This window comes from Arthrobacter globiformis NBRC 12137, assembly GCF_000238915.1.
Classification (GTDB): Bacteria; Actinomycetota; Actinomycetes; order Actinomycetales; family Micrococcaceae; genus Arthrobacter; species Arthrobacter globiformis.
The window spans coordinates 64,156-77,177 of sequence record NZ_BAEG01000039.1 but is presented as its reverse complement, the minus strand read 5'-3'; the positions used below and the strand labels follow the sequence as shown (position 1 = coordinate 77,177).

12 protein-coding genes are annotated in these 13,022 nt (G+C 67.7%); all 12 read right to left on the bottom strand.

Going from position 1 to position 13,022, the window contains the following annotated elements; genetic code table 11:
* Positions 1–41: 41 nt before the first annotated feature.
* On the bottom strand, positions 42–1,277 hold the full coding sequence (gene metK / locus ARGLB_RS07595; protein ID WP_003800782.1) for a methionine adenosyltransferase: 1,236 nt from the start codon (positions 1,275–1,277) through the stop codon (positions 42–44).
* Between the two features lie 76 nt (positions 1,278–1,353).
* Positions 1,354–2,589, bottom strand: coding sequence for a bifunctional phosphopantothenoylcysteine decarboxylase/phosphopantothenate--cysteine ligase CoaBC (coaBC, locus tag ARGLB_RS07590; protein WP_003800780.1), 1,236 nt, complete (start codon positions 2,587–2,589; stop codon positions 1,354–1,356).
* Positions 2,590–2,629: 40 nt separating this feature from the next.
* Positions 2,630–2,890, bottom strand: a complete 261-nt coding sequence (gene rpoZ / locus ARGLB_RS07585; RefSeq protein WP_003800778.1) for a DNA-directed RNA polymerase subunit omega — start codon at positions 2,888–2,890, stop codon at positions 2,630–2,632.
* A 15-nt stretch (positions 2,891–2,905) separates the two neighbouring features.
* Positions 2,906–3,502, bottom strand: a complete 597-nt coding sequence (gene gmk, locus ARGLB_RS07580; RefSeq protein WP_003800770.1) for a guanylate kinase — start codon at positions 3,500–3,502, stop codon at positions 2,906–2,908.
* Between the two features lie 43 nt (positions 3,503–3,545).
* Positions 3,546–3,869, bottom strand: a complete 324-nt coding sequence (gene mihF, locus ARGLB_RS07575) for an integration host factor, actinobacterial type (protein ID WP_043418338.1) — start codon at positions 3,867–3,869, stop codon at positions 3,546–3,548.
* A 98-nt stretch (positions 3,870–3,967) separates the two neighbouring features.
* Complete coding sequence (gene pyrF, locus ARGLB_RS07570) at positions 3,968–4,855, bottom strand: orotidine-5'-phosphate decarboxylase (protein ID WP_003800767.1); 888 nt, start codon at positions 4,853–4,855, stop codon at positions 3,968–3,970.
* On the bottom strand, positions 4,848–8,192 hold the full coding sequence (carB, locus tag ARGLB_RS07565; protein WP_003800765.1) for a carbamoyl-phosphate synthase large subunit: 3,345 nt from the start codon (positions 8,190–8,192) through the stop codon (positions 4,848–4,850). Before carB ends, pyrF begins: the two co-directional genes overlap by 8 nt.
* Positions 8,192–9,520 (bottom strand): glutamine-hydrolyzing carbamoyl-phosphate synthase small subunit, encoded by a 1,329-nt coding sequence (gene carA, locus ARGLB_RS07560; RefSeq protein WP_050934307.1) that lies wholly within the window; start codon positions 9,518–9,520, stop codon positions 8,192–8,194. Before carA ends, carB begins: the two co-directional genes overlap by 1 nt.
* Complete coding sequence (locus tag ARGLB_RS07555; protein WP_003800761.1) at positions 9,501–10,022, bottom strand: PH-like domain-containing protein; 522 nt, start codon at positions 10,020–10,022, stop codon at positions 9,501–9,503. The genes carA and ARGLB_RS07555 overlap by 20 nt, the downstream gene beginning before the upstream one ends.
* Positions 10,022–11,383, bottom strand: coding sequence for a dihydroorotase (locus ARGLB_RS07550; protein WP_003800760.1), 1,362 nt, complete (start codon positions 11,381–11,383; stop codon positions 10,022–10,024). Before ARGLB_RS07550 ends, ARGLB_RS07555 begins: the two co-directional genes overlap by 1 nt.
* Complete coding sequence (locus tag ARGLB_RS07545; protein WP_003800758.1) at positions 11,383–12,378, bottom strand: aspartate carbamoyltransferase catalytic subunit; 996 nt, start codon at positions 12,376–12,378, stop codon at positions 11,383–11,385. The genes ARGLB_RS07550 and ARGLB_RS07545 overlap by 1 nt, the downstream gene beginning before the upstream one ends.
* A complete protein-coding gene (gene pyrR, locus ARGLB_RS07540; RefSeq protein ID WP_003800756.1) occupies positions 12,375–12,959 on the bottom strand; it encodes a bifunctional pyr operon transcriptional regulator/uracil phosphoribosyltransferase PyrR in 585 nt (194 codons plus the stop codon). The genes ARGLB_RS07545 and pyrR overlap by 4 nt, the downstream gene beginning before the upstream one ends.
* Positions 12,960–13,022: the final 63 nt, after the last annotated feature.

Genomic DNA, 13,022 nt, shown 5'->3' with positions numbered 1-13,022 from the left:
GGGTCTGACATTCCCGGTGCTGATGGCCGCGGACGGACGGCTCAGGCGTTGAAGTAGGCCTTCAGGTCGTCGACGCGGTCCAGGCGCTCCCAGGTGAAGTCCGGATCATCCCGGCCGAAGTGGCCGTGGGCGGCCGTCTTGGCGTAGATGGGACGCTTGAGATCCAGGGCGTCGATGATGGCCCGGGGTCGCAGATCGAAAATCTCCGCAATGGCGGCGCTGATCTTGGCCGGGTCCACGGTCTCGGTCCCGAATGTCTCGACGTAGGTTCCCACCGGGCGGGCCTGGCCGATCGCGTAGGCGATCTGGATTTCGGCGCGCTTGGCGAGTCCCGCCGCCACCACGTTCTTGGCAACCCAGCGCATGGCGTACGCTGCGGAGCGGTCCACCTTGGACGGGTCCTTGCCGGAGAAGGCACCGCCGCCGTGGCGGGCCATTCCACCGTAGGTGTCCACGATGATCTTGCGGCCGGTGAGGCCCGCGTCGCCCACCGGGCCGCCGATCACGAAGGCGCCGGCCGGGTTGAGGATGTTGACCGTGCGGGAAATGTCCAGGTCCGCGAGGGCAAGGACGGGGTCGATGACGTGCGTCCCGAGGTCGGCGCGCAACTGGTCGAGGCTGAAGCCGTCGGCGTGCTGGCTGGAGATCACGATGGTTTCCACCGAAACCGGCCGGTCGCCGTCGTACCCGATGGTGGCCTGGGTCTTGCCGTCCGGGCGGAGGTAGGAGAGTTCGCCGTTCTTGCGGACCTCGGTGAGGCGCTCCGAGAGGCGGTGCGCGATCCAGATCGGCGTGGGCATGTAGGAGGGGGTCTCGTCGCTGGCGTAGCCGAACATCAGGCCCTGGTCGCCGGCGCCCTGCAGGTCGTAGTCGTCCTCCTGGCGGCCTTCGCGGGCTTCCAGGGAATTGAAGACGCCGCCGGCGATGTCGTTGGACTGCTGGCCGATGGACACGGAAACGCCGCAGCGCGCGCCGTCGAAGCCGTTGGCGGAGGAGTCGTAGCCGATGCCCAGGATGGTCTCGCGGACGATCTGCGGGATTTCGACATACGCGTCGGTGGTCACTTCGCCGGCGACGTGGACCAGGCCGGTGGTGGCCATGGTCTCGACGGCGACGCGGGACTCGGGGTCTTTGTCCAGCAGGGCGTCCAGGATCGCATCACTGATCTGGTCACAGATCTTGTCCGGGTGCCCTTCAGTGACCGACTCCGAGGTGAAGAGCCGAAGCGCGGCGGGCGTGGACCCGTGGGATTCTGGAATGTGCAGCGGTAAAGTCACTCAACTACCTTACTGGTTGGCAAACGGAGGGGCGGCAGCGTGTGTCCCCATGCTAAGGAGACGTTGCTTACGCCCGTCAGGTTCGCGGAAAGACCCGGCTCAGTTCGGAGCCGATGCGGTCGATGACGATGGCGGCGACGTCCTGCTTGGAGCCGGACGCCGATTGCGGCTCGGAACCGGCCCGCGAGAGGATCACCACGGAGTTGTGGTCCTGGCCGAACACCTTGTCAGCGCCGACGTGGTTCACCACGAGCAGGTCGCAGCCCTTGCGCTTCAGCTTGGCCTCTGCGTAGGACAGCACATCACCGAGTTCATCACCCGTTTCGGCGGCAAAGCCCACCACGAGCTGGCTGCTGCCCGCGGAGTCACGGACCGCGACGAGCTCGTGCAGGATGTCGGGGTTGCGGACCAGCGTGATCACGGGGTCGGCGGTGTCGTCCCGCTTCTTGATCTTGCTTCCGGAGACCTCCGCCGGCCGGAAGTCGGCCACCGCCGCAGCCATGATGACGACGTCGGAATCGGCTGCCGCTGCCAGCATGACTTCGCGGAGCTGCAGGGCCGTTTCGACGGCGATGAGTTCGACGCCCGCCGGGGCTGGCACTTCCATGTGGGCGGCCACGAGCCGCACGGCGGCTCCGGCGTCGCGGGCGGCGGCGGCCAGTGCCACGCCCTGTTTGCCGGAGGAACGGTTGCCCAGGAACCGGACGGGGTCCAGGGGCTCCCGGGTGCCGCCGGCGCTGATGGTCACGGTGCGGCCGGCCAGCGGGAGATGCGCCGGAACGCCTGTGTCCTGCATCAGGGCGATGGCGGCGTCGAAGATGGCTTCGGGCTCGGGCAGCCGGCCGGGGCCGGAGTCACTGCCGGTCAGCCGTCCGCTGGCTGGTTCCAGGACCGTCACGCCCCGGCTGCGCAGAGTTTCGACGTTGGCCTGGGTGGCCGCATGCTGCCACATCTCGGTATGCATGGCCGGGGCGAACAGCACCGGGCCGCTCGCCATGAGAAGCGTGTTGGTGAGCAGGTCATTGGCCTGGCCGGTGGCGGCACGGGCCAGGAGATCGGCGGTGGCGGGGGCCACCACGATCAGGTCTGCCTCGTGGCCGAGCCGGACGTGCTTCACCTGGTCAACGTCGTCGAACACGCTGTTGGTCACCGGGTTACCGGACAGCGCCTCCCAGGTGGCCACGCCGACAAAGCGGGTGGCTGCTTCCGTGGGAATGACGGTGACGTCATGGCCGGCTTCAGTAAAAAGCCGGAGGAGCGATGCCACCTTGTAGGCGGCGATCCCTCCCCCGACTCCGAGGACTATGCGCACGTGAACTCCGTCAGCAGGCAGTCTGTTTACTCTGCGGTTGTTACTCTGCAGCTTCGATCGGCGTGGAAACCAGCTTGCCTTCGTTGATCTCGCGCAGGGCGATGGACAGCGACTTCTCGTTCAGCTTGGTGTCAACCAGCGGGCCGACGTACTCGAAGAGCCCCTCGTGCAGCTGTGCGTAGTAGGCGTTGATCTGGCGTGCACGCTTGGCACCGAAGATCACCAGGCCGTACTTGGAATCGGCTGCCTCGAGCAGCGAGTCGATCGGCGGGTTGATGATGCCTTCAAGGTTCGTGGACACGAATTCTCCAAATTTCTAGCGGGCTGATGGCGTCTGCGGCTGGCGCGGGTGCGGGGTCAGCCCCATGAGTGAAACAAGCTCGTCCGCTGCCCGGCGGACGTCGTCATTGATGACGGTGTGGTCGAACTCCGGTTCAGCAGCAAGCTCTACTTTACCGGTTTCCAGCCGGCGCTGCTGTTCCTCGGCGGATTCCGTGCCGCGGCCCACCAGCCGGCGGACCAGTTCTTCCCAGCTGGGCGGTGCCAGGAACACGAACTGGGCATCCGGAACCGCCTGCTTCACCTGGCGTGCCCCCTGCAGGTCGATCTCCAGCAGCACGGAACGGCCCTCGGCGATCGCCTGGTTGACGGTGCTCTTCAGGGTTCCGTACGTGTTCTGCCCGTGCACCACGGCCCACTCCAGGAATTCGCCGGCGGCCACGAGGGACTCGAACTCTTCCTTGGACTTGAAGTAGTAGTGCACGCCATCGATCTCACCGGGCCGCGGGGCCCGGGTGGTGGCCGAAACGGACAGCCAGACTTCGGGGTAGTTGTCGCGGATATAGGTGGACACGGTGCCTTTGCCAACAGCCGTAGGACCAGCGAGGACTGTCAGTCCGGGTTTGTTGCTCACGTATTCCTTTGGGCGGTCTGCAGATAAATCTGTTCGGATAAAGCTATTTCTCGTTCATAAAATCTACCAGCGCCCGGCGCTGGTGAATGCCCAGCCCACGGACCCTGCGGGACGCGGCGATGCCGAGGCTGTCCATGATGGCCGCGGCCCGGACCTTCCCGATCCCCGGCAGTGCCTCGAGCAGTTCCGAAACGCGCATGCGCGCTATGGCTTCCTCGGTGCCGCCGGAGTCCAGGATCTGGGCCACGGTCAGTTCTCCGGATTTGAGCCGTTCCTTGGCCGAGGCCCTGGCAGCCCTTGCCGCCGCGGCCTTCCTGAGTGCGTCGGAACGTTCCTGCGGTGACAAGGGTCGCAAGCTCACGGTCATTTCCCCTGGGGTCAGCCAACGGATCCGCGGCCGGCGGCGTTGGAGCAGCCACGGATTTGTCCTGAACCTACTCCCTGCCGGCCGGAGAAATCAATGGACTATTCGGAGCGGAGTCCGGCGAGGGTGCGCTGCGCCGCCTCGGTCAGCTCCGGGACGCCGGGGCCGGCCTTGAGGATGTCGCGGCTGGAGGTTCCCAGGACCTGGGGGTAGGCGGCGCCGAACGTCCTCCGCAGGTCAGCCGGTGTGGCTCCCTGGGCACCCAGGCCCGGCGCGAGGATCGGGCCGCGGACGGCGCCCAGATCCAGCTGCAGGTCGGCCAGGGCCGTGCCCACGGTGGCTCCCACCACAAGGCCCACCGAGCCCAGGGGCCCGGAGTAGCGTTCGTTCTCCGCGGCTGCGGCCTCAACAATCCGGCGCGCCACGGAATCGCTGCCGCCCACGTGCTGCACAGAGGCGCCCTCAGGGTTGGAGGTCAGGGCCAGGACGAACACGCCCCGGCCGTGCTCGGCGGCCAGATCCAGGGCCGGCCGGAGGGACTCGAAGCCCAGGTACGGGCTCAGGGTCACGGAATCCGCGGCGAGGGCAGAGCCGTCACGGAGCCAGGCGTCGGCGTACGCGGCCATGGTGGACCCGATGTCGCCGCGCTTGGCGTCGGCGATGGTCAGCACCCCTTCGTCCCGTGCAACGGCAAGAACTTCTTCCAGCACGGCCATGCCGGCCGAACCGTGGCGTTCGTAGAGCGCCACCTGCGGCTTGACCGCGGCAGCGAGCGAAGCCACTGCCTCCAGGGCGGTGAGCGAGAAGCGCCTGAGGCCGGCGGGGTCGTCGTCCAGTCCCCAGCTCTTGAGCAGGGCGGGGTGCGGGTCAATGCCGACACACAGCGGACCGCGGTCCGCCATGGCCCGGCCCAGCCGGGAGCCGAACGACTCCCGGCCGGCGCCTGCGGCAATGTTCTCGCCCGCGGACGTGTTCCCCGACTCAGGCATTCTGCGCTGCCGGGCTCTGCGCGGCTGCCTTCTGCAGCACTGCCTCCTGCGAGGCGACGAGCGCCGCGGCGTGCTCCTGCAGGCTGGTCACGGACCAGGCGTAGGTGCGCAGTGCCTCGATGGCCTGGACGGCGGCGTTGAACTCGGCCACGGTGGTGATGCAGGGGATGCCGATGGACGTGGCGGCGGCACGGAGTTCGTACCCGTCGCTGCGGGCCTCGCCGCCGGACGGGGTGTTGAACACCATGTCGATTTCGCCGGCAATCACGAGGTCGGCGATGGTGCCTTCACCCTCGGCGCTGCTGCCCTCGGCCACCTTGCGCACCGGGGTGGCCTGGATGCCGTTGCGGCGCAGGACGTCGGCCGTGCCGCCGGTGGAGACGATCTCGAAGCCGAGGTCGGAGAGGCGCTTGACACCCATGATCACCGAGCGCTTGTCCCGGTTGGCCACGGAGACGAAGATCTTGCCTTCGGTGGGCAGCGCGTTATTGGCGGCCGCCTGGCTCTTGGCGAAGGCGGTGTCGAAGTGCTTGTCGATGCCCATGACCTCGCCGGTGGAGCGCATCTCCGGTCCGAGCAGCGAGTCCACGACCTTGCCTTCCGGGGTGCGGAAGCGGCTGAACGGCAGGACCGCCTCCTTGACGGAAACGGGCGCGTCCAGGGGCAGCGTGGAGCCGTCGCCGGTTTCCGGCAGCATCTTGTAGGCACTGCGAAGCTGGCCGATGGTCACGCCGGTGCCGATCAGTGCGGCGGCCTTGGCCATCTGCACGCCGGTGGCCTTGGAGACGAACGGCACGGTCCGGGAGGCGCGCGGGTTGGCTTCGAGGACGTACAGGACGTCGGAGGCCAGCGCGAACTGGATGTTGATGAGGCCGCGGACGCCCACACCCTCGGCGATGGCCCGGGTGGCGGTGCGGACGCGTTCCAGGACGTTGTTGCCCAGGGTGATGGGCGGCAGGACGCACGCGGAGTCGCCGGAGTGAACGCCGGCCTCCTCGATGTGCTCCATGATGCCGCCCAGGTACATGTCGGTGCCGTCGAAGAGGGCGTCGACGTCGATCTCCACCGCGTCCTCGAGGAACCGGTCGATCAGCACCGGGTGCTCGGCGGTGATCTCGGTGGCGTTGGCGATGTAGCGCGACAGGTTCGGCTCGTCGTAGACGATTTCCATGCCGCGGCCGCCCAGGACGTAGGACGGGCGGACCAGGACGGGGTAGCCGATTTCGTCGGCGATCGTCTTGGCGTCCTCGAAGGAAACGGCGGTGCCGTTCTTCGGGGACACCAGGCCGGCCTCGTCCAGCACGCGGGCGAAGGCGCCGCGGTGCTCGGCGAGGTCGATCGCCTCGGGTGAGGTGCCCAGGATGGGCACCCCGGCGTCGGCCAGCTGCTGGGCCAGCTTCAGCGGGGTCTGGCCGCCGAGCTGCACGAAGACGCCCATCACGCCGCCGGTGCGTTCCTCGGCGGCGATGACCTCGAGGACGTCCTCAAGGGTCAGCGGCTCGAAGTACAGCCGGGTGGAGATGTCGTAGTCGGTGGAGACGGTTTCCGGGTTGCAGTTGACCATGACCGTCTCGTAGCCGGCCTTGCGCAGGGCCATGGAGGCGTGCACGCAGGAGTAGTCGAACTCGATGCCCTGGCCGATGCGGTTGGGACCGGAGCCGAGGATGAGGATGGACGGCTTGGAGTGCAGCGCAACCTCGTCCTCCTCGTCGTAGGCCGAGTAGTGGTACGGCGTGTAGGCGGCGAACTCCGCGGCGCAGGTGTCCACGGTCTTGTAGACGGGGCGGATGCCCAGGGCCTGGCGGACGCCGCGGACCACGGCCTCGGAGTTGTGGGTCAGCGAGCCGATCTGCTCGTCGGAGAAGCCGTGGCGCTTGGCGCGGCGGAGCATGTCCTCCGTCAGGGCGCCGGAGCGGCGGATCTCGTGGGAGATCTCGTTGAGCAGCTGGAGCTGGTCCAGGAACCAGGGGTCGATCTTCGTGGCCTCGTGGAGTTCCTCCACGCTGGCGCCGCCGAGCAGGGCGCGCTGCACCTGGTGCAGGCGTTCCGTCGTCGGGCGCTTGGCCTTTTCGATGAGCTCCGGCACTTCCCATTCGGGGACCGAGCTGAAGTCCAGCTGCGAGCCCTTCTGTTCGAGGGAGCGCAGGGCCTTCTGGAGGGCTTCGGTGAAGTTGCGGCCCATGGCCATGGCTTCGCCCACCGACTTCATGGTGGTGGTGAGGGTGGGGTCGGCGGCCGGGAACTTCTCGAACGCGAACCGCGGAACCTTGACCACCACGTAGTCGAGCGTGGGCTCGAAGGAGGCGGGGGTCTTCTGCGTGATGTCGTTCGGGATCTCGTCCAGGGTGTAGCCGAGCGAGAGCTTGGTGGCGATCTTGGCGATCGCGAAGCCCGTGGCCTTGGACGCCAGCGCCGAGGAGCGGGACACACGCGGGTTCATTTCGATGACCACGACGCGGCCGGTCGCGGGATCGATGGCGAACTGGATGTTGCAGCCGCCGGTGTCGACGCCGACTTCACGGATGACCGCGATGGAGATGTCGCGCAGCCGCTGGTATTCGCGGTCGGTGAGGGTCAGCGCCGGGGCAACGGTGATGGAGTCGCCGGTGTGCACGCCCACGGGATCGAAGTTCTCGATGGAACAGACGACAACGACGTTGTCGTTCTTGTCCCGCATCATCTCGAGCTCGTATTCCTTCCAGCCCAGGATGCTCTCTTCGAGCAGCACCTCGCTGGTGGGGCTGTACTGCAGGCCCTGGCCGACGATCCGGCGCAGGTCCTCTTCGTTGTAGGCAAGGCCGGAACCGAGGCCGCCCATGGTGAAGGAGGGGCGGACCACCATGGGGTAGCCGAGGTCGACGGCTGCCTTCAGGGCCTCGTCCATGGTGTGGATGATGTGGCTGCGGGCGGATTCGGCGCCGCAGCGCTCCACGACGCCCTTGAACTTCTCGCGGTCCTCGCCGAGCTCGATCGCGGCGATGTTCGCGCCGATCAGTTCCACGTTGTACTTCTCCAGCACACCGTTCTTGTCCAGCGCGATGGCGGTGTTCAGGGCCGTCTGGCCGCCCAGAGTGGGCAGCACGGCGTCCGGGCGCTCCTTGGCGATGATCTTCTCCACCACCTCGGGGGTGATGGGCTCGATGTAGGTGGCGTCGGCGAACTCCGGGTCGGTCATGATGGTGGCCGGGTTGGAGTTGACGAGGATGACGCGCAGGCCTTCCTCCTTGAGGACGCGAAGGGCCTGCGTGCCGGAGTAGTCGAATTCGGCGGCCTGGCCGATGACGATCGGGCCGGAACCGATGACCAGGACGCTCTTAAGGTCAGTTCTCTTGGGCATTACTTCTTGTCCTCAGTCTTGTTGTCAGTCGTGTTCGGCTCGGCGGCCTGGTTTTGATGGGCACCGTTTTGCTGCGCCTCTGCGGGGTGCTGGGCGTCCACGGGTTCCTTGGACAGGTTGGCGCTGCGGCCGTCGGTGTTTGACTTAGTGTCTTCCATCAGCTCGATGAAACGGTCGAAGAGGTAAGCGGCGTCGTGCGGGCCGGCAGCGGCTTCGGGGTGGTACTGGACAGAGAAGGCCGGGATGTCCAGGCAGGCCAGGCCCTCCACGACCTCGTCGTTCAGACTGACGTGGCTGACCTCGACCCGCCCGTAGCGCTCTTCCGGCGCGTTGGTGGGGCCGTCCAGCGGGGCGTCGACGGCGAAGCCGTGGTTCTGCGAGGTGATCTCCACCTTGCCCGTGCGGCGGTCCATGACGGGCTGGTTGATGCCACGGTGGCCGTAGCGCAGCTTGTAGGTGCCGAAGCCGAGGGCGCGGCCCAGGATCTGGTTGCCGAAGCAGATGCCGAAGTACGGGAGCTTCTCGTCCAGGACGGTACGGAGCAGCTTGACCTGGTTGTCGGCGGTGGCGGGGTCTCCGGGGCCGTTGGACATGAAGAAGCCGTCCGGGCTGACGGCCTTGACGTCGTCGATGGTGGCCGTGGCGGGCAGCACGTGCACGCGGACGCCGCGCTCGGCGAAGCGCACCGGCGTCATGGCCTTGATGCCGAGGTCGATCGCCGCGATGCTCAAGCGCGCGTCGCCGTCCCAGCCGTGGTCCTTGGGCTCCACTACGTAGGCTTCATCGATGCTGACTTCCTCGGCAAGCCGGGCGCCCTCCATCGGCTCACTGGCGAGCACGGCCTCGACGAGTTCCTTGTCGGTGGCCTTGGCTGCCTCGCCCGAGAAGATGCCGGCGCGCATGGTCTTGTGCTCGCGCAGGTGGCGGGTGATGGCCCGGGTGTCCACGCCCTGGATGCCGACGATGCCCTGCTCGACGAGTTCGGAGTCGAGGCTGCGCTCCGAGCGCCAGTTGGACGGACGGCGGGCAGCGTCACGGACGATGTAGCCGGCCACCCAGATGCGGCGGGATTCGGCGTCCTCGCTGTTCACCCCGGTGTTGCCGATGTGCGGTGCCGTCTGCACCACCAGCTGGCGTGCGTAGGACGGGTCCGTAATGGTCTCCTGGTACCCGGTCATGCCGGTGGCGAAGACCGCTTCACCCAGGGCGGTGCCCTGCGCGCCGTAGCTGCGGCCGCGGAAGATGCGGCCGTCTTCGAGCACCAGGACGGCGGGGGCGGAGCTTGTTGTGTTGTTGTCCGTCACTTTATTACTTTCCACTATGGGCACCTGCCTGAGGGCCTGGGGAGATCATTTCCTGAAGTTGTTGAAGGATGGCCGGCTTGTCCGCGGCGCGGCGGGTGCGGAAGCCGGTGTCCAGGGCGTGGGTTCCGAGCATCCAGCTGACGATCAGCAGCCCGTCCTTTTCCACGAATTTACCGGCCATGCCGCTGTCCTGCCGGACGCCGGCCAAAGTGGCCGCAGGGATGAACAGCGGACCGGCGCCGGAGCGGTCCAGAAGCACGCCCTCCGGATGGATGGAAAGCTGCGCGTTGGTGCGGATGCCGAGTCCGTGCACGGCGATCCTGTCCAGCCAGTCACCCGCGGTGGTGGAAGCCACATACTGGCCCTCCGCCGAGAGCAGCGGTTCGCCCAGCCCGGCAGGAACCGCGGGCAGCGCCTCGATCCCGGTTTGCCGCCGGAGCCGGTTGCGCCAGCCCAGCCACATCAGGCCAAGGGCGACGGCGACAAGCACCGCCGTGATCAGCCCGGCGAGGAGTTCCTTTTCCATCAGTTCGCACCTGCGGCGCCGGCAAGCGGCGCTTCGGTGGGGTAGCGGTAGGGCGTGTTGAGCTTGCCGTCCAGGACCGTGGGGTGGCCCCTGAAGAACGTGGCCACCACCTTGCCGGGGAGTTCCATGCCGCGGAACGGCGAGTTGCGTCCCATGGTTGCCATCGCGGAGGGATCCACGGTCCAGCGCGCGGCCGGATCCACGAGGACGATGTTGGCGGGTTCACCCTTTTCGAGCGGCCGGCCCTGGTCCGTAAGCCGTCCGATGCCGGCCGGTGCGGTGGAGGTGACCCTGGCAAAGTCGGCCCAGGTCATGAGGCCGGTCTCGATCATGGCGTGCTGGACCACGGACAGGGCGGTTTCCAGCCCCGTCATGCCCATGGCCGCCTGCGCCCACTCGCATTCCTTGTGCTCGCTCGGGTGCGGGGCGTGGTCGGTGCCGACGACGTCGATGGTGCCGTCCGCGAGGGCGGCGCGCAGGGCCTGGACGTCGTCGTTGGTGCGCAGCGGCGGGTTGACCTTGTAGACGGGGTCGTAGCTGCGGACCAGGTCATCGGTGAGCAGCAGGTGGTGCGGCGTCACTTCGGCGGTGACGTTGATGCCGCGGCCCTTGGCCCAGCGGATGATCTCCACCGACCCCGCGGTGGAGACGTGGCAGACGTGGAGCCGGGAGCCCACGTGCTGGGCCAGCAGGACGTCGCGGGCGATGATGCTTTCCTCGGCCACTGCCGGCCAGCCGGTCAGGCCGAGGACAGCGGACACTTCGCCTTCGTTCATCTGGGCACCGGCGGTGAGGCGCGGTTCCTGCGCGTGCTGGGCCACGACGCCGTCGAACGCCTTGACGTACTCGAGGGCGCGGCGCATCAGGACCGGATCGTGGACGCAGATGCCGTCGTCGGAGAACATGCGGACCTGGGCGCGGGAATCGGCCATCGCGCCGAGCTCGGCAAGCTGTTCGCCGGCCAGCCCCACGGTGACGGCGCCCACCGGGCGGACGTCCACCCAGCCGGCGGACCGGCCCAGGCTGTAGACCTGTTCCACCACACCGGCGGTGTCAGCCACCGGGGTGCTGTTGGCCATGGCGTGCACGGCGGTGAAGCCGCCGAGCGCTGCGGCGCGCGTGCCGGTTTCCACAGTTTCGGCGTCTTCGCGGCCCGGTTCACGGAGGTGGGTGTGGACGTCCACCATGCCCGGCAGGGCGACGAGGCCGTCGGCGTCGATCACCGTGGCGCCGTCCGCTGCGTCTGTCGTCGACAGATCGGAGCCCCGGGCCGTGATCACGCCGTCGCGGATGAGCAGGTCCTCGCGGTCGCCGCCAACGATCGCGGCGCCCCGGATAAGGTAAGTGGTTTCGTCAGCCATCAGTTGCTCTCCTTCAGGGTGGTGGCTGGTTCACGGGTATCCCCGGAGAGCAGCAGGTACAGGGCGGCCATGCGGATCGACACGCCGTTCTTGACCTGTGCGAGCACGGTGGAACGGGGCGAATCGGCGGCGGCCGCGGAAATTTCCAGGCCCCGGTTCATGGGTCCGGGGTGCATGATGATGGTGTCCTTCAGGCCCAGCCTGTCCAGCGCGCGGAGCCTGTTGTCGTCGAAGCCCCAACGGCGGGAGTACTCCCGGGTGGACGGGAAGAACGAGGCGTTCATCCGCTCGCCCTGGACGCGGAGCATCATGACCGCGTCGACGCCCTTTTCCAGCGTCTCGTCCATGTCGTAGCTGATGCTGCAGGGCCACTGTTCGACGCCGATGGGCAGCAGTGTGGGCGGCGCCACCAGGGTGACATCGGCGCCGAGCGTGCGCAGCAGCCAGACGTTGGACCGCGCCACGCGGGAGTGCAGGACATCGCCGGCGATGGCGACGCGCATGCCGCGCAGGTCCGCCCCCGTGGAGGGCAGGCCGGAGAGCCTGGTCCAGTGCCGCCGCATGGTGAAAGCGTCCAGCAGTGCCTGGGTGGGGTGTTCGTGGGTGCCGTCGCCGGCGTTGATGACGGCGGCGTCGATCCAGTCGGTGGCCGCCAGCCGGTGCGGGGCACCGGAGGCCCAGTGGCGGATGACGACGGCGTCGGCCCCCATGGCGGACAGCGTCTGGGCGGTGTCCTTGAGGGACTCGCCCTTGGAGACCGACGATCCCTTGGCGGCGAAGTTGATGACGTCCGCCGAGAGCCGCTTGGCTGCGGCTTCGAAGGAAATGCGGGTCCTGGTGGAGTCCTCGAAGAAGAGGTTCACCACGGTCCGACCGCGCAGGGCGGGAAGCTTTTTAACCTCGCGCTCCCCCACGGTCGACATCTCTTCGGCGGTGTCGAGGATGCGGACGGCGTTGGCCAGGCTGAGGTCTTCGGTGGAGAGCAGGTGCTTCATGCGCCGCCCTCGATTACCACTTCGTTTACTGCCTGGCCGTCGACGGCATCGGTCTCCTCGAGCCGGACCCGGACCTTTTCGGCGGAGGAGGTGGGAAGGTTCTTGCCCACGTGGTCGGCGCGGATGGGAAGTTCGCGGTGGCCACGGTCAATCAGGACAGCCAGGCGGACAATGCGCGGCCGGCCGAGGTCCACCAGCGCGTCCAGGGCGGCGCGGATGGTCCGGCCGGAGTAGAGGACGTCGTCGATCAGCACAACGACCTTGTTGTCGATGCCCGTCAGCGGCAGCTGCGTGTGGTGCGGTGGCCTGGTGGGCTGGGAGGAGAGATCGTCCCGGAACATGGTGACGTCCAGCTGGCCGACGATGGCGCTGGCGTCCACGGCGGGATCGGCGGCGGCGATTTTTTGGGCGAGCCGGACGGCAAGCGGGTAGCCGCGGCGGGGAATGCCCAGCAGCACCAGGTCCTGGGAGCCCTTGTTGGCCTCGAGGATTTCATGGGCGATACGAGTGAGGGCACGGTCAATGTCCGCCTGGTTGAGAACAACCCTGGCCGGAACCGGTGCCTGCGTGACAGGAGTCATCGCTCGTCTCCCCTTTCCCCGCCTCACGGGACGGAATTAAAAAAGGAACATTTGCCTTCCAAA

Coding starts and splice junctions, on each gene's coding strand:
- pyrF (WP_003800767.1), bottom strand. CDS start 4,855: ATGCCTGAGTCGGGGAACACGTCCGCGGGCGAGAACATTGCCGCAGGC.
- ARGLB_RS07555 (WP_003800761.1), bottom strand. CDS start 10,022: ATGGAAAAGGAACTCCTCGCCGGGCTGATCACGGCGGTGCTTGTCGCC.
- carB (WP_003800765.1), bottom strand. CDS start 8,192: ATGCCCAAGAGAACTGACCTTAAGAGCGTCCTGGTCATCGGTTCCGGC.
- ARGLB_RS07550 (WP_003800760.1), bottom strand. CDS start 11,383: ATGGCTGACGAAACCACTTACCTTATCCGGGGCGCCGCGATCGTTGGC.
- ARGLB_RS07545 (WP_003800758.1), bottom strand. CDS start 12,378: ATGAAGCACCTGCTCTCCACCGAAGACCTCAGCCTGGCCAACGCCGTC.
- mihF (WP_043418338.1), bottom strand. CDS start 3,869: ATGACCGTGAGCTTGCGACCCTTGTCACCGCAGGAACGTTCCGACGCA.
- pyrR (WP_003800756.1), bottom strand. CDS start 12,959: ATGACTCCTGTCACGCAGGCACCGGTTCCGGCCAGGGTTGTTCTCAAC.